Origin of the sequence: Mesorhizobium sp. LMG17149 (assembly GCF_024518695.1) — a bacterium.
Taxonomy (GTDB): Bacteria; Pseudomonadota; Alphaproteobacteria; order Rhizobiales; family Rhizobiaceae; genus Mesorhizobium.
The window spans coordinates 29,764-50,524 of the sequence record NZ_JANIFL010000009.1 but is presented as its reverse complement, the minus strand read 5'-3'; the positions used below and the strand labels follow the sequence as shown (position 1 = coordinate 50,524).

Annotated in this window: 17 protein-coding genes; 10 read left to right on the top strand and 7 right to left on the bottom strand. The window is 62.0% G+C overall.

Annotated features, from left to right (window positions below; genetic code table 11):
* Nucleotides 1–22 precede the first annotated feature (22 nt).
* Together NP945_RS21290 and nadE are read left to right on the top strand one after the other, a co-directional pair.
* A complete protein-coding gene (locus NP945_RS21290; protein ID WP_256747446.1) occupies nt 23–1,567 on the top strand; it encodes a class I adenylate-forming enzyme family protein in 1,545 nt (514 codons plus the stop codon).
* Entirely contained in the window at nt 1,564–2,571 is a 1,008-nt protein-coding gene (nadE, locus tag NP945_RS21285; protein ID WP_256747445.1) for an NAD(+) synthase, read from the top strand. The genes NP945_RS21290 and nadE overlap by 4 nt, the downstream gene beginning before the upstream one ends.
* Before the next feature lie 47 nt (nt 2,572–2,618).
* Here nadE and NP945_RS21280 read toward each other — a convergent pair whose 3' ends face one another.
* The 7 genes from NP945_RS21280 to NP945_RS21250 form a co-directional block, all read right to left on the bottom strand.
* Nucleotides 2,619–3,734, bottom strand: a complete 1,116-nt coding sequence (locus tag NP945_RS21280; protein WP_127381825.1) for a hypothetical protein — start codon at nt 3,732–3,734, stop codon at nt 2,619–2,621.
* The gene (locus tag NP945_RS21275; RefSeq protein ID WP_256747444.1) at nt 3,731–4,399 is read right to left on the bottom strand and encodes a HemK/PrmC family methyltransferase; all 669 of its coding nucleotides are present in this window, start codon (nt 4,397–4,399) and stop codon (nt 3,731–3,733) included. Before NP945_RS21275 ends, NP945_RS21280 begins: the two co-directional genes overlap by 4 nt.
* Before the next feature lie 660 nt (nt 4,400–5,059).
* Nucleotides 5,060–5,488: a thioesterase family protein gene (locus NP945_RS21270; protein ID WP_127381726.1), complete on the bottom strand. Its 429-nt coding sequence runs from the start codon at nt 5,486–5,488 to the stop codon at nt 5,060–5,062.
* The gene (locus NP945_RS21265; RefSeq protein WP_127317813.1) at nt 5,485–6,420 is read right to left on the bottom strand and encodes a 3-keto-5-aminohexanoate cleavage protein; all 936 of its coding nucleotides are present in this window, start codon (nt 6,418–6,420) and stop codon (nt 5,485–5,487) included. Before NP945_RS21265 ends, NP945_RS21270 begins: the two co-directional genes overlap by 4 nt.
* 31 nt (nt 6,421–6,451) lie before the next feature.
* On the bottom strand, nt 6,452–7,558 hold the full coding sequence (locus tag NP945_RS21260; protein ID WP_127326736.1) for an ABC transporter ATP-binding protein: 1,107 nt from the start codon (nt 7,556–7,558) through the stop codon (nt 6,452–6,454).
* Nucleotides 7,558–8,295: a GntR family transcriptional regulator gene (locus tag NP945_RS21255; protein ID WP_256747443.1), complete on the bottom strand. Its 738-nt coding sequence runs from the start codon at nt 8,293–8,295 to the stop codon at nt 7,558–7,560. Before NP945_RS21255 ends, NP945_RS21260 begins: the two co-directional genes overlap by 1 nt.
* Entirely contained in the window at nt 8,295–9,629 is a 1,335-nt protein-coding gene (locus tag NP945_RS21250; protein WP_256747442.1) for an aspartate aminotransferase family protein, read from the bottom strand. Before NP945_RS21250 ends, NP945_RS21255 begins: the two co-directional genes overlap by 1 nt.
* Before the next feature lie 121 nt (nt 9,630–9,750).
* Here NP945_RS21250 and NP945_RS21245 point away from each other — a divergent pair, with 121 nt between their 5' ends.
* The 8 genes from NP945_RS21245 (at nt 9,751) to NP945_RS21210 (ending at nt 20,723) form a co-directional block, all read left to right on the top strand.
* Nucleotides 9,751–10,806, top strand: a complete 1,056-nt coding sequence (locus tag NP945_RS21245) for an ABC transporter substrate-binding protein (RefSeq protein WP_256747441.1) — start codon at nt 9,751–9,753, stop codon at nt 10,804–10,806.
* Between the two features lie 31 nt (nt 10,807–10,837).
* Nucleotides 10,838–12,037 (top strand): ABC transporter permease, encoded by a 1,200-nt coding sequence (locus NP945_RS21240; protein ID WP_256747440.1) that lies wholly within the window; start codon nt 10,838–10,840, stop codon nt 12,035–12,037.
* Entirely contained in the window at nt 12,034–12,843 is an 810-nt protein-coding gene (locus tag NP945_RS21235; protein ID WP_127268148.1) for an ABC transporter permease, read from the top strand. Before NP945_RS21240 ends, NP945_RS21235 begins: the two co-directional genes overlap by 4 nt.
* Complete coding sequence (locus NP945_RS21230; RefSeq protein WP_256747439.1) at nt 12,840–14,018, top strand: M20 aminoacylase family protein; 1,179 nt, start codon at nt 12,840–12,842, stop codon at nt 14,016–14,018. Before NP945_RS21235 ends, NP945_RS21230 begins: the two co-directional genes overlap by 4 nt.
* Complete coding sequence (locus NP945_RS21225) at nt 14,018–15,451, top strand: FAD-binding oxidoreductase (protein ID WP_128287618.1); 1,434 nt, start codon at nt 14,018–14,020, stop codon at nt 15,449–15,451. The genes NP945_RS21230 and NP945_RS21225 overlap by 1 nt, the downstream gene beginning before the upstream one ends.
* A 2-nt stretch (nt 15,452–15,453) precedes the next feature.
* The gene (locus NP945_RS21220; RefSeq protein ID WP_164748744.1) at nt 15,454–15,816 is read left to right on the top strand and encodes an AraC family ligand binding domain-containing protein; all 363 of its coding nucleotides are present in this window, start codon (nt 15,454–15,456) and stop codon (nt 15,814–15,816) included.
* A 338-nt stretch (nt 15,817–16,154) separates the two neighbouring features.
* Nucleotides 16,155–16,802: a response regulator transcription factor gene (locus tag NP945_RS21215; RefSeq protein WP_256747438.1), complete on the top strand. Its 648-nt coding sequence runs from the start codon at nt 16,155–16,157 to the stop codon at nt 16,800–16,802.
* Nucleotides 16,803–17,120: 318 nt separating this feature from the next.
* On the top strand, nt 17,121–20,723 hold the full coding sequence (locus NP945_RS21210; protein WP_256747437.1) for a DUF5801 repeats-in-toxin domain-containing protein: 3,603 nt from the start codon (nt 17,121–17,123) through the stop codon (nt 20,721–20,723).
* The last annotated feature ends 38 nt before the right edge of the window (nt 20,724–20,761 follow it).

The window sequence follows — 20,761 nt, the reverse complement described above, 5'->3', positions numbered from 1 at the left end:
TGGCAGCGGAAGGCCCGAGCTCATGCGGGTCGAGCAATTCCTCATCACGAACGCGGCCGCGCATGGCGCGAAGACGGCGCTTGTCACCGACCGGAAGCGGTTGCGCTATGACGAGCTCGACGATCTGTCGAACCGGCTCGCGACCGCTCTCGCCGCGAATGGCGTGCAGCGCGGCGACCGCGTTCTCGTCTTCATGGATAATTGCTGGGAAGCCGCCGTCTCGATCTTCGCGGTTCTCAAGGCGGGCGCGACCTTCAGCCCGATCAACGCCTCCACCAAGGCCGGCAAGCTCGCTTATGTCATCGACGATTGCGAGGCTGCAGCGATCCTGACGCAGGCCAAGCTGATGCCTGTCGTGATCCAGGCGCGTGCGCTGTCGGACCGGCCGCTCTTCGTCGCGTCGACGCAAGCGCCATCCAGCCATACGCCGGATGGCGCTGCCTCCTTCGAGGATTGTCTCAAGGTCGCGCCTGTGCCCGTTCGCCATGGCGGGATCGACATCGACCTCGCCATGCTGATCTACACCTCGGGCTCCACCGGTCGCCCCAAGGGCGTGATGATGACGCATCGCAATATCGATGCCGCGGCCGAATCCATCATGACCTATCTGCGCAACACCCCTGACGACATCATCCTCAATGTCCTGCCCCTGGCTTTCGACTACGGCCTCTATCAGCTGCTGATGGCGATGAAGCTCGGCGCGACCCTCGTCCTCGAAAAATCCTTCGCCTTTCCGCAGGCCATTTTCGAGCGCATCCGCGCCGAGAAGGTCACCGGTTTCCCGCTGGTGCCGACGATGGCGGCGCTGATCCTGCAGATGCGCGATTTGGCGCCGGGTTTCCTGCCGAGCCTGCGCTATATCTCGAACACCGCCGCCGCCCTGCCGCCGGTGCATATCGCCCGGCTGCGCGAGCTGTTCCCCGGCGTGCGGCTCTATTCCATGTACGGTCTGACGGAGTGCAAGCGCTGCACCTACCTGCCCCCGGAGGAGCTGGACCGCCGGCCGGGTTCCGTCGGCATCGCTATTCCCAACACGGAAGCGATCGTCGTCGACGATGAGGGCAACCGCGTGCCACCGGGCGTGGCGGGCGAGTTGGTCATCCGCGGCCCGCATGTCATGCAGGGCTATTGGCGCAACGACGTGGCCACGGAGCAGATGCTGCGTCCCGGGCCGCATCCCTGGGAAAAGCGGCTCCACACCGGCGACCTGTTCCGGACGGACGAGGACGGCTTCCTCTATTTCGTTGGCCGTAAGGACGACATCATCAAGACGCGCGGCGAAAAGGTTGCCCCGAAGGAAGTCGAAACTGTGCTGCACGCCCATCCCGGCATCGTGGAAGCCGTGGTGACCGGCGTGCCGGATCCGGTGCTCGGCCACGCCATTGCCGCCCTCGTCGTTCTCTCGGACGAGACCCTGAGCGAACGGGACATCATTCGCTACTGCGCCGTTCATCTCGAGGATTTCATGGTGCCGAAGCTCATCGAGTTCCGCCGCGAGTTGCCGAAGACCGATACCGGAAAGGTCAGCCGAAGACTGGCGGCCGAAACGTTGGGGACTGCAGAATGAACCACTCCCTCGCCCCGAGCCGTCCCGCCTTCTCGGCCGACGCGCTGACGCTCGACAACGCTGCGGAAACCGATCGCATAGTCGCCGGGTTGCGCGAGCAGCTACGCGGCATGCGCAAGCGCGGGCTCGTGCTCGGCCTCTCTGGCGGCATCGATTCCAGCGTCTCGGTCGCGCTCGCCGCCCGCGCCGTCGGCGCGAAGAACGTCTTCTGCCTGTTCATGCCGGAAAGCGACTCCGATCCCGACAGCCTCCGCCTCGGCCGGCTGGCCGCCGAAACCTTCGGCGTCGAAGCGATCGTGGAGGATATCGGCCCGACGCTGCACGCGATGGGTTGTTATGAGCGGCGGGATGCCTTCATCCGCGAGCTGGTGCCGGAATACGGGCCGGGCTGGGCCTCAAAGATCGTCATCGCCAATTCGCTCGCCGGCGAGGGCTACAACATCTCCTCGCTGGTGGTGCAGGACCCCGAAGGCCGGCAGACGAAGCTGCGCATGTCGCCGGCGGTCTATCTCGGCATCGTCGCCGCCACCAACATGAAGCAGCGCACGCGCAAACAGATCGAGTACTATCACGCCGACCGGCTGAATTTCGCCGTGCTCGGCACGCCGAACCGGCTCGAATACGACCAAGGCTTCTTCGTGAAGAATGGCGACGGCGCAGCTGACGTCAAACCGATCGCCCATCTCTACAAGAGCCAGGTCTATGCGCTTGCCGCCCATCTCGGCATTCCCGAGGAAATCTGCCGCAGGGCGCCGACGACCGACACCTATTCCCTCGAGCAGACGCAGGAAGAGTTCTACTTCTCCCTGCCCTATGACCGCATGGATATCTGCCTCTTCGGCCTGAATAACGGCTTTTCAGCCGTGGAGGTCGGCGCCGCCGCGAAGCTGGCTACGGTCGAGGTCGAACGCGTCTGGGCCGATATCGCCGCCAAGCGCCGGGCGACGCGCTATCTGCACCTTGGCCCGCAGCTCGTCCGCCCCGTCGAGGAAATCGCCTGCTGAGATCGGCGCGACAATCGGGATTATGTTGCCGCGCGCGCAATGATGGCCTATTCGAACCGCTCCCCGGCCAGGCGATTCCAGTGCTCGCCGGCCAGCCCGTTGAAGAAGCCTTGCGAACTCAGGAACGCGTTCACCAGTTCCTCGTCGCGCGAATGCACCACGGTCGAGGCCGGTTGAGTGAAGGCGACCCGTCGACCCAGCATCGCTGCCAGCAGGGCCGGTTGCGTCCGGCCGCGCAGGCCGGCGGCGCCGCGCCGCGCTGCATCGCCAATCAAGCAGTCGATGACGGAACCAGCTTGCCCCGGCAGGGCCAGAACCTGCAGCACGCGCGCCATCCTGCCCGGGCGGGTGTGATAGAGGAAGGCGCCGACCAGCGCCCCGCTGGGGGAGGAGACGGACGCTAACACGGCCTCGCCATAGTCCGGCTTCTGGGAAGCCTCCGCGAGGATATGCGCAAGTTGCTCCGCGCTCCAGTCGGGTCGGAGCGGGAACTGGCGCATCAACGGGTCCAAAAGAGCCGCAAAACCGGCATGATCGATTTCGGCAACCTTGAGGCCGCCCTTGCGATTCCAGAGTTCCGGGACCCCGGACCAGCGCATCTCGTTCTCCTGCATCCGTCCGCGAAGATAGCGATCGAGTCCGCGCGCGAGCGGGTCAAGCAAGCGCACGGCGCCGGCTCGCCGCGAGGCTAGATCGAGCAGGAAGGCCGAAGGCCGGATTACCCGGATCCAGTCCAGGCTGTATTGCGGCAGGGCGACCCCGCGCAGTTTCGTCCACATTTGCGTCGAGAGGGCATTTGCGGTTTCGCTGAAGGAGATGTCCTGCGGCCCGGCCAGGAATGTCCTGAGCAGCCTTGCGCCGGCCATCGGGTCGTTCGCCCGCGTTTCGACCATGAGCGAACCACAGATGGCGGCGCGCAGCTTGCGCTGGCCATGCCTCATCGGCAGTACATTCACGCCGACAAAGCCTGAAATGTCGCCTTCGCTCGCAATATGGACGAGAGACGCGATCTCCGGATCGCAGACCGGGCCTTCAAGATAGTGCCAGCGCAGATAAGTCTCAAGCGCCGGAGGCGGCGGCTTTCCACCGTCCCGGAAGGTTCTTTGAAAGAGCCCGACGACGGCCGGAATATCCGCAGCCTGCAGGGGACGAATCTGGCTCATGCCAAACTTGCGGAGGATGAGATCGCGGGCGCACCGTTCTCCAGCTTGCGGAGGAGTGCGACACGCGGCATTCCGACCTCATCCTTGGCGAATGTCACGGGTTCATAGGCCTTGGCTCTGGCTATCAGGGCAGCCACCTGGCGGTCCTGCCCCTGCCCGAACTCGAACAGCAGCCAGCCACCAGGCTTGAGGAAATCGATTGCGTCCCGGATCAGCCGCTGGTGGATCGAGATGCCGTAAGGCCCCCCGTCGAAGGCCTCGCGCGGCTCGCCCTCAAGCAGATGCGCGCTCTCGCCTTCGAGGCGCGCGGTCGAGATATAGGGCGGATTGCAGACAATCATGTCCGCCGCGCCGATAAGCCCATCGCCCTCCAGCGCACCGAACAGATCCCCTTTCCGGATGGTGACCCGGTCCTGAAGGGCCAAGCGTTCGGCATTGCTACGGGCGAGCGCGACCGTGCTGTCAGTCACGTCCACTCCCCAGACCCAGGCCGACGGAACTTCCGCCGCGATCGCCAGAGCAAGGTTGCCGGAGCCGCAGCACATGTCGATCACCATCGGGCCGGGCGCGCGATCGCGAAGAATCGCGAGCGCGCTCTGTCCGAGCAACTCTGTTTCCTGACGCGGCACGAGAACGCCCGGAGCCAGTTCGAGCATCACGCTCATGAAACGATGCAGGCGGGGCGTAGAACGACCGGCTAGGGCTGCTGCTCTGTGCGGCACGGCGGTTCCTTACGTCATCCGACGGTATTGCATACACAATGACCTATCGCGCTCCGGTAAACGGCTGCTAAAGATATCCGCCGATACTTCGCAGCGCGCCAGCTCGGCCATATAGATGCCGTCCCATCCAAGGGATGTGGCTCCAATCAGAGCTACCCAGCTGTAAACTTCAATGACCGACTTTGGGCGCATTGCTGTCATTCGCCTCCGGCGCATAAGTCGCCGCGTCGCCTAACACGCTAAGCCCGCCACTCATCCTGTCAGGCGGCAGTTACCTTGGATCGGATTCTCCGCCTCGAGTATCCGCTTCCAGCAATGAAGATTGAAAATTTTCCATTCCGTTGGTGGATTCATTTTTTCAAATTTTTAACTAAGATGATATAACGCACTGACTTATTGCCGATTAAAGTCCCTCTCCCGCTACCACTTCAAACCCCACTATCGTACGCAATGGCCGATTGTGGCGGGCTGCCCATGCGGTGTCCTGTGCGATAGCGGCTATATCTGACCTTCGTAGGGCGAGTAGAAGCCTTCAGCGACCTACAGCATCTCGCTCAGTGACGCCAATGCGGCTAACGATGCCGTCACCGGACATTCTCGCCGTCACCCACGCGTATCGGCTTCACCCCTCGGGAGTTTCGCGCTCGCCTGCCGGGCTTCGCCTTCGATCTCGATCTTGCTCCGCGCTTGAAGATCGAAGCGCACCGTTACGGTGCGCATGCGCGCATGCAGGACTCCGTCCAGCGTACCGCGCATTTCATGCAGATAAGTCAGTGACGATTTCCCAAGCTTTTCTATAACGCTGCGAACGGTGACCAGAGTTCCCGCCGCGGTTTCATGCACGTAGTCGATCTCCATCCTCACATCCGCCCAGCCGAGGGTCGGCGTCAAACGAGGATCGGCAATCCTGCCCAGCAACTGGAAACTGGCGTCATCAAACATGGCCACATAATGACGAACGTTGAGATGGCCCATCGCGTCGCACATCCAAGGATGCACGACGCCGACATAGGTTTCGATGCCGGGCGTCAAAACCCGACCTCGTTTGCGCCCTTGAGATCCAGCAGTTGACGGGCTTCGTCGGGCGTCGCGATTTCGAGCGACAACTCGTTGAGAATGCGCTTTATCTTGGCAACCTGTTCGGCATTGCTCTTAGCGAGCGTGCCCTTGCCGACATAGAGGCTGTCTTCCAAACCGACCCGTACATTGCCGCCCATGATCGCGCCCATCGTGCAGAGATTTATCTGGTGCTTGCCCGCGGCAAGGATCGACCAGAGATAGTCGTCTCCGAACAGCCGATCAGCCGTCCTGCGCATGTGCATCATGTCTTCTGGGTCGGCGCCGATTCCGCCCAGCAGCCCGAAGATCGTCTGGACGAAAAGCGGCGGCTTCAGCAGCTTGCGGTCTAGAAAGTGCGCAAGCGTGTAGAGGTGACTGACATCGTAGCACTCGAACTCGAATTTCGTGCCGTAAGCCTGGCCGACTTCGACGATGATACGCTCGATCTGCTCGAACGTGTTGGAGACGATGCCCTTCTTTGTGTCTTCCAGGTAGCCCTTCTCCCAGTCGTACTTCCAGTCGGTGTATTTCGGCGCGATGTGGTGCAGGGCGAAATTCATAGATCCCATATTGAGCGAGCAGAGTTCCGGCTTCGAAGCGTGCGCGGCTTCAAGGCGCTCTTCGAGGGTCATCTTCAGCCCGCCGCCGGTGGAAATGTTCATCACGGCGTCGGTCTGCTGCTTGATGCGCGGCAGGAAATCCATAAACAGCTTTGGATCAGGGGTAGGCTTGCCGGTCTCCGGATCGCGGGCATGCAGATGGATCACCGACGCTCCGGCTTCGGCTGCTCCGACGGCGGCGTCGACGATCTCGGACGGCGTTATCGGCAGATACGGGCTCATCGTCGGCGTGTGGATCGAACCGGTGACCGCACAGGTGATAACGACTTTCGGCGATTTCTTCATGGTTGAACTCTCCCTTGTCTGCCTTTTGTTGTTATCTATCGAGCGCGAGGCAATCCTCACGACCACAGCCCAATCGAACCGCCTCGCCCGCATTGAGCTCGGACCGAGACGACGATGCGGCAAGCTTGACAATGAATTTCAGGCCGCCCGCCGTCACAGCGACGAGCCGGATGTGATCCCCGACATAGACGGACTGAACGACGGTTGCCGCAATCACGTTGAGGGCGGTGGAGCCATCGTGCAATAAGGACATGCGCTCGGGCCTGATCGACAGCGTCACCCTGGCGCCCGCAGGGGGCGTCGCGCCAGGGGAAATGGCGTTCAACACCAGATCGCCATCGTCGAGATGGACGGCCACGCCACCGTTTTCACCGCCGGCAAGCACGGTGCCGGACATGCGGTTGTTCTCGCCGATGAAGCTCGCCACAAAGCTGCCCGTCGGACGCTCATACAGTTCGCGTGGTGTCGAAAGCTGCTCGATGCGGCCGGCGCTGAACACCGCGATCCGGTCCGACATGGTCAGCGCCTCGGTCTGGTCGTGTGTCACATAAACGAACGTGACGCCGAGCCGGGCATGGATATCCTTGATTTCGAACTGCATCTGCTCGCGCAATTGCTTGTCGAGGGCGCCGAGCGGTTCGTCCATCAGGACAAGATTTGGTTCGAAGATCAGGGCGCGGGCAACCGCGACGCGTTGTTGCTGGCCACCCGAAAGCTGCGCCGGACGCCGGTTGCCGAATTCGGGCAACTGGACCATGTCGAGAACGTTCCTGACACGTCGCGTCACCTCGTCGCGGCCAAGTTTGCGGACCTCGAGCGGGAAAGCCAGGTTTTCGGCGACCGTCATGTGCGGGAAAAGCGCGTAGTTCTGGAACACCATGCCGATGCCGCGACGATTGGCGGGAACGTTGTCGATGCGCTGACCGTCAATGAGGATTTCGCCCTCGGTCGTATCTTCGAACCCCGCAAGCATCATCAACGCCGTCGTCTTGCCAGACCCGGAAGGCCCCAGCAGCGTCAGGAATTCGCCGCGCATGATTTCCAGGTCGAGCTGACGCACCGCCTGGACCGTCTGCCCGTAGCGCTTGCTGACGCCACGAAACTCGACATGAACCGGGCCACGCGGGGATCCGCCCATCACCGCGCCTGCGCCTTGGGATCACGGCGTGCCGAAGCCGGGCGTTTGCGCGCAGGCTGAGCCTCAGCCGCCGCGGCGGCGCGAAGAATGATGTCGGCGGCCTCGCGCAGGTCGGCCACCAGCGCCTTGCGCGCAGCCGCGCCATCGGCGCGACGCAGCGCCGCGAGCATTTCGTCATGATGGTCCAGGCCCAGGCCGTAGGTCACGTCCGAGCGGACGATGTTCAAGAACGGTCCTGCTTGCAGCCACAATTTCTCGATGATTTGCTGGATGAGAGGTGACCGCGCGGCATGGTACATCGTGAAATGGAAGCGCCTGTTCAAACCGAGATAGCTAGCCATGACATTGCTCTCGACGCATTCGCGCATCAGCCCGTTCAGCTTCGCCAATTCATCGAGTTCTTCGGGCGTGATGGTCGTCGCGGCCCACTCGGCCGCCGTTCCTTCGACGCTGCAGCGCACACGCACCAGATCCGAAATACGCGCCACCGTGGCCTCGGGGACGATGACGCCCCGATTTGGGTGGTCGAACATCGCCTCGTCGCTGACGAGTTGCCGCAAGGCCTCGCGCACCGGCATGGCGCTGGTCCGGTACTGTTCGGCAAGCTGTCGCACGACCAGTCTTTGGCCGGGCAGGAAGTCACCGTTCATCAGTGCTTCCTTCAAGCCCGTATGGACACGAACATGAGCTGTCTTTTGCGCGGCTGAGCCGGCACTGGCCTTCTTGCGATCAAGCATCAGTTTGTCCGGCGCGGCAGTATTTTGAGGTTGCTCGACAGGAAATCGTCGAATGCGGCGGCGAAGCCGTCGAGTTCGGCGTCGCCAAATGGCAGTGACAACGCCAGCATGCCGCGCGGCGTCACGTAGTACCCTCGCAACAGCATTTCGATATGCCAAAGCGCAATCACCGAAGGATCGGCGTCGTCGAGCCGCGCCGGCGTGTCCACCGGCCCCCTGACGAAATGCAGGTTCATCAACGACCCGCGCCCTATGACGATGCCCTCGACGCCATGCCGCTCAAGGGAGACGTTCATCGCTTCACGCAGGCGATCGCCGCGCGCATTGATGGCGCGGCTCGCCTCTTGCGTCAGCACCTGGGTCAGACCGGTGAAACCAGCAGCCATGCTAAGAATATTGTTGTTGAACGTCCCGCCATGCGAAAACGCACCGGGCAAAGCAGGATCGAAGCGATCGACGAGATCCGCGCGTCCACCGAATGCGCCAAAACTCGCACCGCCGCCGATATACTTGCCGAGCGTCACGAAATCGGGAAAAATCCCATGCGCCCCGTGGAGCGCGCGGTAGTCGAGGCGCGAAGTCATGACCTCGTCGAAAATCAGCAGCGCCCCGGTGTCCTTCGTCGCGGCGCGTAGCGCTTCCAGGAACTCACGCGTCGCCGGGATGCAGCCGCCGCCGCCCATCATCGGCTCGACGATCACTGCGGCAAGCTCGTCGCCCTGTTCCTTGATGAGCGCCACGGCGCCTGCACTATCGTTGTAGTCGGCGAAGACAAAGGGGAAAGGCAAATTGAGCGGTGAGCCGCCATGCGCAAAAGTGAGTACGCCGCCATGATAGCCCTCGCGGAAGGCGAGGATCTTCGAGCGCTGCGTGATGGCGCGAGCCGCCGAAATCGCCATGATGTTCGCCTCGGTGCCCGAGTTGCAGAAGCGCACGCGCTCGATGGCCGGAAAACGGTCGACCACCGCGGCAGCCAGGCGCGCCTCATAGCGGTTGGGTGCACCCAGCATGATGCCACCCTGTATGACGTCCACAAGGGCCGCCGAAATCGCCTTGTCGGAGTGGCCGTAGAAACCGGCACTGTATTCCGAGACCAGGTCGACATAGGTATGGCCGTCCAGATCGGTCACCCTGCAGCCTTCACCGGAAACAAACGATACGGGGAATGGCCGATACCATAGAACAGCCCTCGTATTGCCGCCCGGCAACGATGCCGCGGCCTCGTTCTGACGCGCCCGGCTGTTCGGGTTGGCGTCAGCGAAACGCTGTCGCGCCTCGTCCAGAACAGCAGCGAGACTGACATTGGCGCGCAGGTCTCTAGTGCCTTGCAGCATTCGATCAAATCTCCTCGTCTTTTCAACTTTTTTGCACCCTATCGCAAATTCCTGTTGCTAATCAATCGATTTTGCGTTTGAAATTTGATCAAATCTGCAACGATAAGAAAGGGGAACTGCAATGAGGACTTATCTGCAAGCCGTATCTGCCGCCGCGATCTGCCTCGCGACCTCGACTTTGGCCGCGTCCGCGGCCGACCTCGTCACGGTGGTCGGCTGGGGGGGTACATGGGACAAGGCCTACAAGGATGGGGTCTGGGACAAGTACACCGAAAAGACGGGCGTTCCGATCGTCATGGAAGAATGGGGCGGCGAGGTCGCCAAGGTGCGTGCCCAGGTGCAGGCGGGCAACATTACCTACGACGTCGTCTCGGTCGAAGCGCCCGCCATGGAAGTCGGCTGCGCCGAAGGCCTGTTCGTCCCGCTGACGCCCGAGATCACCGGCGACGCGGCGAATTATCTCCCAGGCACCCTGCACGAATGCGGCGTCGCATCCGACACCTGGGCTACGGTCCTTGCCTACAACACGAAGGTCTATAAAGGTGACGCCGCGCCGAAGAGCTGGGCGGATTTCTGGAACGTCGAGAAATTTCCGGGAAAGCGCGGGCTTTACCAGCAGGCACAGTTCACGCTGGAAAATGCGCTGATGGCCGACGGCGTGAAACGCGAGGACATGTACAAGGTGCTGGCCACGCCGGAAGGTGTCGATCGGGCTTTCGCCATGCTCGACAAGATCAAGCCGAACGTCGTCTGGTGGTCCACCACAACGCAGGGCATCCAGAACCTCGACAGTGGTGAAGTGGCTCTCAGCGACGGATTCAATGCGCGCATCACCAACGAAGCCATCAACGAGAAGAAGCCCTATGCGATCGCATGGGACGCTGGCTTCTTCTATGGCACCGACTACTGGGCGGTGGTGAAGGGCGCGCCGCACCAGCAGGCCGGGCTGGATCTCCTCAAGTGGTTCTCCATCCCTGAAAACCAGGCCGGCTTCTCGAAACTCTATGCCTATGGCACCGGCCGCAAGGAAGCCGCAGACCTCATTCCCGCGGATTGGAAGGCCAACCTGCCGACGTCGCCGGAGCACCTTCAGTACGGCGCCTCCTATGACAACGACTTCTGGACCGAGCACAAGGAAGCACTGGAAGAACGCTTCAAGGCCTGGCTCGCGAAGTAATCCAGGCATGTTGGTCGGGACAAAGCCGGCTATGAAGCGGCGCCAACGGGGCGGCATGCTCGCCCTGTTGACGGCCCCGCTTATTCTGTTCGTCGTCATTCTGTTTCTGTGGCCGGTAGCGCGCTTCCTCGCTCTGGCCGTCGACAACTCGGATTTCTCGAACAACCTGCCGCGCACAATTGCCGCTCTGGCGGGCTGGAATGCGGATAGCGGCCTGCCTGGCGAACCCGTCTTTGCAGCACTCGTCGAGGATTTGGCCGACGCGCGGCGCGCCGGGAAGGAAGGCGTCCTGGCGCAACTCGTGAACCAGCGCGTCGTCGGCAGCCGTTTCCTCGTCATCAAGACGGCAAAGGATGCGGCCGACGGCAAGCTCGACATGCGCCCTGTGCGCGACGAGGTGCTCGCCAAACAGGCCGGCTGGAAAAACATCGATCTCTGGCAGGTCATAGCGCGTCAGCAAAGCGCGCGAACGGACTATTATCTGCTTGCGAGCCTGGACCTGAAGCGAGGCGCGGACAATTCGATCGAAGCCGTTTCCGCCGACCGCGCCATCTTCGTCGACGCGCTGCTGCGTACGATCTGGATCAGCATCGTGGTGACCGTCATCTGCGCGGTGCTCGCCGTGCCGCTGGCGCAGGCAATTGTCAGCGCGCCGCCGGCCTGGTCGAAGCTCATGTTCGCGCTGATCCTGTTTCCGCTCTGGACATCGCTGCTGGTGCGCACCGTCATCTGGATCATCGTGCTGCAGAAGAACGGACCCGTGAATTCTACGCTGCTTGGCCTCGGCATCGTCAGCGAGCCGCTCAATCTCATTTACACACGCTTTTCACTCTATCTGGCGATGGTTCAGGTTCTGCTGCCCATGATGGTGCTCTCCGTCGTCGCCGTCATGCGGCGGGTTCCGACCACCTACATGCGCGCGGCACTGTCGCTGGGTGCGCCGTGGCTCACGGCATGGCGCCGCGTGCAGTTGCCGTTGATCCTGCCAGGGATCCTGTCTGGCGGGGCGATCGTTTTTGTCTTCGCACTTGGCTACTACATCACGCCGACGCTCGTCGGCGGGCCGACCGACCAGATGATCTCCAGCTACATAGCTTTCTACACCAACAGCACACTGAACTGGGGCATGGGTGCAGCGCTTTCGCTGCAACTGCTGATGATCCTCGTCCTGTTTGCGTTGCTGTTCTGGACGGCGTCCGTCCTCTTCCGCCGCAAGGCGCATGTCGCATGAGCGCCGACCGCTTCCGGAAGTGGCTGATGTATGCCTATGCGGCGACGTTGCTGGCGTTCATCATCCTGCCCCTGCTGATCGTGATCCCTATGTCGCTGACCTCGAGCAATTCGCTGGCATTTCCGACGCCGGGCTGGTCGCTGCGCTGGTATGCCGAACTGTGGGTCGACCAGCGTTGGCCGAACGCACTGTGGAACTCGGTCGTCATCGGGCTGTCCACCACGGTCCTGGCGTTGCTGCTCGGCATACCTGCGGCGATCGGGCTCGCCTGGGGCGATTTTGCCGGCAAGCGAATCCTCTACGCGATCATCGCCGCGCCCTTGGTGACGCCGGTTGTCATCGTCGGCGTCGCGGCTTTTTCATTCTTCGCCACACTGGGACTCGTCGGCAACAAGCTATCCATCATTCTGGTGCATACGGCGATGGCCGTGCCTGTGATGCTGACGACTGTCGTCGCCAGCCTTTCGACCTTCGACCGGACATTGGTTCGCGCGGCCGCATCGCTCGGCGCCGGCACCATCCGCACATTCTTCAAGGTAGTGCTGCCGCTGATAGCGCCGGGCGTCATTACAGGGGCCATCATCGCCTTCATCATCTCTTTCGACGAAGTCGTCGTCGCAAGTTTCCTCTCGACAGGCGCGGAGCGAACCTTGCCTCGCATGATCTTCTCCGGGGTTCGCGAATCCATCAGCCCTGCCATCGCGGCCGTCGCTGTGCTGCTGATCGCATTCTCTGCGACCCTGCTTGGTGTCATCGCCATCCTTCAGGGCCGCTCGCAAACTCTCCGCGCAAGGGCATCGGCATGAGACTGGTTCCATCGGTACAGCAGTTGGAGACCGAGATGACGACCTGGCGGCGGCATCTGCATGCCAATCCAGAACTCGGCTTCGAAGAGTTCGAGACGGCGCGTTTCGTGGCGGACAAACTGCGCTCGTGGGGCATCGAGACGACCGAAGGCGTCGGACGGACAGGTGTCGTCGGCACGCTCAGGGGCAGGCTCGGCGCTGGTCGCAGTCTTGGCATCCGAGCCGACATGGACGCCCTGCCGATGACCGAGGCGCGGCCGCTGCCGCATGCATCCCGCATTCCCGGGAGGATGCATGGCTGCGGCCATGACGGTCACACGACGATGCTGCTCGGCGCAGCCTCGGCGCTTGCCCGCTCGCCCGACTTCGCCGGCACCGTGCATTTCATTTTCCAGCCGGCCGAGGAGGGTCGAGGTGGGGCACTCGCCATGCTGAATGATGGCCTTTTCGAGCGTTTCCCCTGCGATGAAGTCTACGCGCTGCACAATTGCGAACGGCCTCTCGGCGAGATCGCCGTCCACCGCGGAACGGTGGCCGCGGCGGCCGATCGCTTCGAGATGGTCGTCCATGGAAGGGGCGGCCACGCGGCGATGCCGCATCTGGCGATCAATCCACTCCCCGTCGCCGCGCGCATCCTGCTGGCGATAGAAGCCCTGCCCGGACGCCTGACCGATGTGCACTCTCCGGCAATCGTCACCGTTGGCAGCCTGCGCGCCGGCGAAGCCTTCAACACCATCCCCGATGCGGCGTTTCTGACCGGCACCGTGCGCACCTTCGACCATCAGGTTCAAAAGACGCTGGAGATGGCAATCCGCCGCATCGCGAAAAACGAGGCTGAAGCTTTTGGCGCCAGCGTCGATATTCGCTACGAAACGCCCTTCGCGCCGACGATCAACACTCCGGCGCAAGCCGACGCGATGATCGCGATTGCGAACGAGGTGATGGGCTCGGAACGTCTCGTCGTCGATCCGCCTCCCGAGATGGGTTCTGAAGATTTCTGCTACATGTTGGAACAGCGGCCGGGCTGCTATTTCTTGCTTGGCCAGGCGGACGACGCGCACCAGGCCGCCGCGCACGACACCAATTACGATTTCAACGACGCTATCCTGCCGATGGGCGCCAGTCTTTGGGTCAGGCTGGTGGAGCGCCGCCTGTCCGCCGCAGGCGCATCGTGATGCAGTTGCCGGAAAAAGACATCCGCTGGCGGAGCCATTGGCTGCGGCAGGCATTGCCCGAGGACCCGGACCTTGCGCCTCCGCTCGAAGAGACAACGCAGGCCGACATCTGCATCGTCGGCGGCGGGTATCTCGGACTGTGGACCGCCATTCGCCTCAAGCAGCACAATCCAGGCTTCGACGTTGTCATTGTAGAGCGCGACATTTGCGGTGGTGGCCCGAGCGGCCGCAATTCCGGAATGGTGCTTTCGGCGTGGACCAAATACAGCGCGCTTGCCGCGCTGCGCGACGGAAACGACGCGCTTTCGATCATCAAGGCATCCGAAGCCGCGATCGGCGGCATCGAGGCTTTCTGCAAGGCCGAGGCAATCGACGCCTGGTTCGATCGCATCGGCTGGATCTGGGGCGCTACCTGCGAAGCACAGCTTGGCGCCTGGGACGACGCGTTAAACAAGCTGGCAGCGCATGGCTACGTCCCGGCGCGGCGAGTTTCGCGCCCGGAGATCGCGGCGATGGCCGGTACGACGAGCCACCTTGGCGGTGCGTTCGACGCTTCGTCGGCAACTGTGCATCCAGGGTTCCTGGTGCGCGGCCTGCGTCGTGCAGCGCTGAACCGCGGCGTTCGGATCTATGAAAAGTCGCCGATGAAGCGGTTTTCACGACGTGGCAAGCTCACGGTGGAAACGGCGAAAGGAACTGTGTCCTGCGGCAAGGTCGTGCTTGCCATGAACGCCTGGTCCGGGGCGATTCCGGAACTGGCCCCGGCGATCTTCAACATCTCCAGCGACGACGCCATGTCACAGCCCATTCCAGACCTTCTCGACAAGGTCGGCTACCGCCGGGCGCCGCTGATGATCGATTCCCGCGTCTTCGTTGGCGGTTGGTCTCCGACGCGCGATGGCCGGCTGTCCGTCGGCGTCAGCGGTGGCGTCATTGGCTTCGGCGGCATCGTCGACCAGCGTTTCCATGGCCTGTCGCCACGGGTCGCCGAAATGCGTCGCGTGCTGCGGGATGGCCACCCGGCGCTCGCCGATTTCCCGCTTGAGACATCGTGGAACGGCCCGATCGACCGGACGGTCAGCGGCGTCCCGCTGTTCGGCGCTTTGCCCGCCAACCGCGATGTCGTCTACGGCTACGGCTTTTCCGGCAATGGCACGACAATGGCTTATATCGGCGGCGAGATCCTCACCGGCCTGCTGACTGACGGCGAATCGGAACTGACGCATTCGGCGCTGGTGCGTCCGGTGGCGCGCGGTTTCCCGCCCGAACCCTTTCGCTTCGTCGGTGCGCATTTCGTCCGTGGCGCGGTGCGTCGGCGCGACGATCTCGAACATGCCGGGCGCAAGCTGGATCCGGTGACGAGATGGCTCGCCGGGCTGGCTCCGTCCGGCGTCACTCCCTCCAAAGCCAATCTTCGCGCAAAGAAAGGATGACAATGTCCAAGGCCAGGATTTTCAAGCACAGCGAGTTGACTCTGAAGCCATCAGTCACGCCGACCGGAACGTCGTCGATCGCGCGCGTCATCAATGCCGAGATCAGCCGGACCATGGGCGGTGGCATTGAGTATCTGGAGAACGCCTCGATCGACTGGACCGTGACCTATGACGAGGTGCTGTTCATCCATGAAGGCACGCTGACGATCGAACTGGATGACGGCCGCCACGAATGCCGCCCTGGCGACATCGTCTGGCTGCCCAATGGCACGCATCTGAAATACATCGCAACCGAACGCACCGGCTATTTTTACTGCCTGTACCCGTACGACTGGGCCGCGCGGCAAGGGACGTTAGAACCTTGAAGTGACAGGCATATCATAGGTTCGCCTTCACCGCGCAGTTCCGGGGTAGTAAAACAGCTGTTGGCATCTCCGCGAAGTACGCATTGCAGGTCAATATCGTCGGCTGCAAAGCGTCACGCTTGGAAGCGATTTCATGGTGATAGCGGCCAGGAAGGGCAGCTAGCCAGCTTTCCGCCCAAGTGCGATGTGAGATATCCGCCGATCCGCCTGGCAGACGGCGGATTGTCATTATAGCAATATGCATATTAGCTATTCCTTGACAATCGGTCTAGGCTCTGGTTTCCTGATTTTACGGGTACTTAACCAAGTTCGTTGCGTTTTTTACGGACGGTGTTCGCATGTCGACGTTGGTCGTGGCGGACCCGCGAGGGGTATATCTCGCCGGTCTGGAATGGGTTTTGCAGAAGGCTGGACACGATGTTGTCGCCCAGTGCCGCCGCCCTGTGGACGTTCTCGCTCATGTGGAGCGCCATCAGCCTGATATCGTCATCGTGGGCGTGGATCTCGAGGACCAGCAGACATCAGGTCTTTCCTCACGGTTGAAGGCCGGCAACAGCGCTCTCGGCATCATCTTCATCGTGCAGCCAACCGGTAGGCTCGATGTCAGGGAAATACAGACGCTCGACGTCGACGGCCTGTTTCTGGACGGCATCAGCCACCGCTTTCTCATCGAATGCGTGAATGCGGTGGCGGCGGGCAAGAAGTGGATCGACAACAAGATCGTCCAGCAGCTGCTGATGCCCGGCTCGCAGCCGCAGCCAATGTCCAGGCTGACCGGGCGGGAGACCGAGATCGCCGATCTCGTCTCGCGCGGGCTGCGCAACAAGACCATCGCGCAGCGGCTGCATTTATCCGAAGGTACGGTGAAGATGCACCTGCATCACGTCTACGAGAAGCTGCATCTCGGCGGCAGGGCGGAACTGGCTTGGGTGGCGCACGGCAAAGGCGCCGAGCGTCCAGGAACGGGCCGAACCGGCCTGCTCTGACCGCCCCTCTCTCATCGTACTGACATTGTACGCAAGGCAACGGCCGGAAAGCCGCTGACGGCATCTGCCTTGTGCCGGCGCGGCCTCTCCCAGCGCCCGCCAGCCTGATCTATCGAAGGATATATATCGTTCGATCAGGTGCGGACATTGACCGCAATACTATCGAAGCGGGAATGGACGCGTCCTCTGCGCCGGCGGCACAATGAAATTGGAGGGGCGCATTTCAGTATGCGACCGGCTGCACCGGGGTAGGTGCATTTCCGGCATTGGGGGCTGCATCCCTTTTCCAGAAAGCATTTTGAACCAAGGAGAATCTCCATGGCACTCGACATCGTAGCTCAAGACATCATCATCGACGAGACAATCGGTTTTACGGACGATGATATCAATCCGGCCATTCCGCCATACGACACCAACCCCACGGTGCAATATCTCCTAAGTCTCGACGATCCGGGTGGGTTGACCTCGCCTGAGGTCGCCTTCCAGGCCAACTTCGTGGAGGCCTCAGCGAGCGCGGGAGAAACCATCACCTCGGTCGTTCTCTCACAGAACCTCGCTGGAACCCCGTTTTCCACCACCGTCGGCGTGAACAGCGGCATTCAGACGGTCGATGGCAATTATGTCTGGCTGTTCCAGGACCTAACGCATCCAAACGTCGTGATCGGCGTCATTGGCACCTCTGACGCGGGCACTGAGCCCGCCGAGACTGGGCCGCTCGCCTTCTCGTTCGCCCTGATCAACACCAGCAACACCAATGCGGATTTGTATACGGTCCAGTACGTGCCGTTGTTCCATCCGGACGAGACCAACCCGGACGACCGCATCAATCTGGAAGACGCAGTGTTCGCCTCCGTTGCGGGAACCTCCGTGGTCAGTTTTTTGGGCGAGGACGCCGCGCCCGGCAACAATGATTTTTACTTGATCAATTCGCCCGATGACGCTTCCAAGCAGCTTCTGGTGATAGGCTTGAACGGTGGCACCGCCAACGTGAGTGAAAAGGGCTTCGGCGTCAACAACCAGAGCATTAATCCGGGCGAAACGCTCCAGGTCGATTTTGTGACCGGCGGTGATCTGGCCGCGGGTGATGCCTCGGAAATCCAGTACGATAGCCATCTCGAGACCGTCACGCGGGCCGGATTCACAATCAACCAGATCACGCCTTCTACTCCCACTGATCGGGTGGACGTCAGTATCGCTGCCTTCAACAATACGGGCAACGATCAAGGCACGGATTTCTTTGACGGCACCGCGACCAACCTCGTGAACATCACCAGCCTCACGTTGACGGGTGAATCAGGGTTTGCGTCCACCATCATCGCCAATGGCACCTATGCCACTGGGAGCGGCAACGTCACCGTCAGTGGGCTCGGCACGGGCATAGTCACCATCACCGGACTCGACAACGTCACCACCGTCGATGTCATCACCAGCAGCCCAATGGATCGGCTGCAGGTATCATCGGTCGATTCAAACGAAGGGCTTGATATCTCCGAGTTCCATTTCTCGACGACGAACACCAACGCCCACAGCGAAGAGGTCGGCTCCTTCATCAACTTCGACGATGACGGGCCGGCGGTGACAGCGGACGGCACTGTTTCGCCGCTGATTACCGACGATACCGACATTCCCGATACAGCGTCGGCAAGCTTCGCGCCGGTCTTCAGCGTCGACGCCGGCGCCGATGGCCTCGACGGCGTCACCTATGCGCTCGACGTCAAGAGCCCCGGTGTCGACAGCGGCCTCGACGACACGCTCAGCGGCGACAACATCCTGCTGCGCCTCAACGCCAGCGGCGAGGTCGAAGGCTATCTGGCGAACGCCACAGGCACGGTCGCCTTCCTGATCAGCGTCGACGAGAACACCGGCGAGGTGACGCTGACCCAGAATCGCTCGGTCGTCCACAACGATGCAGCCGATCCGGTGGAGAGCGGCGTATCGGCGGCGACACTTGCTGCGGCCGACCTGGTGACGTTGACGGCGACCGCCACCGATGGTGACAGCGACACCGACGCTGCAACCGCCAATATCGGCGACGCCTTCCATTTCGAGGATGACGGCCCGACGGTGACGGCGGACGGCACTATTCCGACGCTGACCACCGACGACAGCGATCTTTCCGATACCACATCGGCAAGCTTTACTTCCGCCTTCAGCACCGACCTCGGCGCCGACGGCGGCGCCGTCACCTATGAGCTCGGCGTCAAGAGCGCAGACGTCGACAGCGGCCTCGACGACACGCTCAGCGGCGATAACATTCTGCTGCGCGTCAATGGCAACGGCGAAATCGAAGGCTATCTGGAGAACGACACGGCTACGGTCGCCTTCCTGATCAGCGTCGATGAGAACACCGGCGAGGTAACGCTGACTCAGGACCGTTCGGTTATCCATAACGATCCGGCAGATCCCGTGGAGAGTGGCGCTTCGGCGGCGGTACTTGCCGCGGCCGATCTGGTTACTCTGACCGCGACCGCCACCGATGGTGACGGCGACACCGCCGAGGCAACAGCCAACATCGGCACTGCTTTCACCTTCGAGGATGACGGCCCGACGATCACGGTGCCGTTCGACGGTGATGCCTCCGGTGGTGGTAGCGATGGTACCCACGAAACCCTGGCTAATGCGGCCAATGCGTCCGCCACCGGAGCCTTCGGGTACGACATCGGCGCGGATGCTCGCCCGGACGCGTTCTACGATGCCACGCACTCTGACTTCGTCGACCAGGATGGCGACCCGCTTAATGGCATCCAGATCGCACTCACCGGCTCGATCACCGGCGGCGGCGGGGGCAATCTCATCACCTCGGACGTCACGCTCGCGTCGGAGGACTCCGATTTCGCGACGTTCGACTTCAGCTTCACCTACGACAAGGACCCAGCGGATCTCGTCCAGCCGGGCACGGCGGGCGGCACCCTCCTCTTCGACAAGGGTGCCGGCACTTACACCATCACCCTGACCGATCCGCTCGAAGGCTTCAGCTTCGACCTTATCCACACCAGTGAACTCTTGTCCAAGCAGCCCACGAGCAATACGGGCCACCCGCAGATCGTGTTGGAACAATTGCAGGCGGATGACGGGACCACGCAGAATGTAGACGAAGACTTCTACGTGCAGTTCACGGGCAACGCGATCAACAGATCCAACCCGTTCGGATTGACGAACAACGGCGAGGGGGCATCCAACCCCTTTGACTCCTCATTCGCCTTCGGCGCTCACGACATGGTGAGCAACGACAATGAAACATGGGTGTCTGCGACGCAGAACACCAACGGTGTCGCCGGTGACACGATCCAGAAAGGCGAATTGCTCACGTTGCGGTTCTTCGACAACAATGTCGGTATTGCAACCGAGGTGCAGCAGACACCACAGACGTCGGCTTTCGCCGGCAGCATGGCCATCGAGTTCGACGGCATCGGCAACAGCGAGGACCTGATGCTGATCCTTAACCTGGCCGACAACGGTGCCGACAACATCTTCGGCACCGCGGACGACACTTCGATCACACGGGCTATGTACGTGCAGAACGCCGACATCTTCAAGACGGGTCAGGCCCCGTCCCCGTACAGCTCGGAGTTCACGCTCGACAACAATGACGGCCTCGTGATCATCGAGCAGAACGACTACAACGCAGCCGGCGAAGAGTACCTGCTGCAGGGTGTCCAGATCATGCAGTCGGGCAACGGGATCAACGGCAGTGCCATCGACCTGATCAGGGAGACCGGAGCTGGCGGCGGCAGCAGCGTTGCGACCAACGATCTGGTGAGCTTCGACGGCGCCGACAACGACGTGCTGAAGATCGTGGACATCGCCTTCAGCACGACCGTGACCGAGACGCCGTCAGCCAGCCTCGACTTCGCCTTCCAGGTGGCGGACGCGGACGGGGATGTGACAGACATGCAGCACATACTTGTTGATGTCGCCTGACACTTGACCAACGGGGGCAGCCGATGCTGCCCCCGTGC

What these genes read in the sequence shown, in the direction of transcription:
- NP945_RS21210 (WP_256747437.1), top strand. Translation starts at nt 17,121, where the DNA reads ATGGCACTCGACATCGTAGCTCAAGACATCATCATCGACGAGACAATC.
- NP945_RS21290 (WP_256747446.1), top strand. Translation starts at nt 23, where the DNA reads ATGCGGGTCGAGCAATTCCTCATCACGAACGCGGCCGCGCATGGCGCG.
- NP945_RS21280 (WP_127381825.1), bottom strand. Translation starts at nt 3,734, where the DNA reads ATGAGCCAGATTCGTCCCCTGCAGGCTGCGGATATTCCGGCCGTCGTC.
- NP945_RS21235 (WP_127268148.1), top strand. Translation starts at nt 12,034, where the DNA reads ATGAGCGCCGACCGCTTCCGGAAGTGGCTGATGTATGCCTATGCGGCG.
- NP945_RS21230 (WP_256747439.1), top strand. Translation starts at nt 12,840, where the DNA reads ATGAGACTGGTTCCATCGGTACAGCAGTTGGAGACCGAGATGACGACC.
- NP945_RS21275 (WP_256747444.1), bottom strand. Translation starts at nt 4,399, where the DNA reads ATGAGCGTGATGCTCGAACTGGCTCCGGGCGTTCTCGTGCCGCGTCAG.
- nadE (WP_256747445.1), top strand. Translation starts at nt 1,564, where the DNA reads ATGAACCACTCCCTCGCCCCGAGCCGTCCCGCCTTCTCGGCCGACGCG.
- NP945_RS21225 (WP_128287618.1), top strand. Translation starts at nt 14,018, where the DNA reads ATGCAGTTGCCGGAAAAAGACATCCGCTGGCGGAGCCATTGGCTGCGG.
- NP945_RS21215 (WP_256747438.1), top strand. Translation starts at nt 16,155, where the DNA reads ATGTCGACGTTGGTCGTGGCGGACCCGCGAGGGGTATATCTCGCCGGT.
- NP945_RS21250 (WP_256747442.1), bottom strand. Translation starts at nt 9,629, where the DNA reads ATGCTGCAAGGCACTAGAGACCTGCGCGCCAATGTCAGTCTCGCTGCT.
- NP945_RS21240 (WP_256747440.1), top strand. Translation starts at nt 10,838, where the DNA reads ATGAAGCGGCGCCAACGGGGCGGCATGCTCGCCCTGTTGACGGCCCCG.
- NP945_RS21265 (WP_127317813.1), bottom strand. Translation starts at nt 6,420, where the DNA reads ATGAAGAAATCGCCGAAAGTCGTTATCACCTGTGCGGTCACCGGTTCG.
- NP945_RS21245 (WP_256747441.1), top strand. Translation starts at nt 9,751, where the DNA reads ATGAGGACTTATCTGCAAGCCGTATCTGCCGCCGCGATCTGCCTCGCG.
- NP945_RS21260 (WP_127326736.1), bottom strand. Translation starts at nt 7,558, where the DNA reads ATGGGCGGATCCCCGCGTGGCCCGGTTCATGTCGAGTTTCGTGGCGTC.
- NP945_RS21220 (WP_164748744.1), top strand. Translation starts at nt 15,454, where the DNA reads ATGTCCAAGGCCAGGATTTTCAAGCACAGCGAGTTGACTCTGAAGCCA.
- NP945_RS21255 (WP_256747443.1), bottom strand. Translation starts at nt 8,295, where the DNA reads ATGCTTGATCGCAAGAAGGCCAGTGCCGGCTCAGCCGCGCAAAAGACA.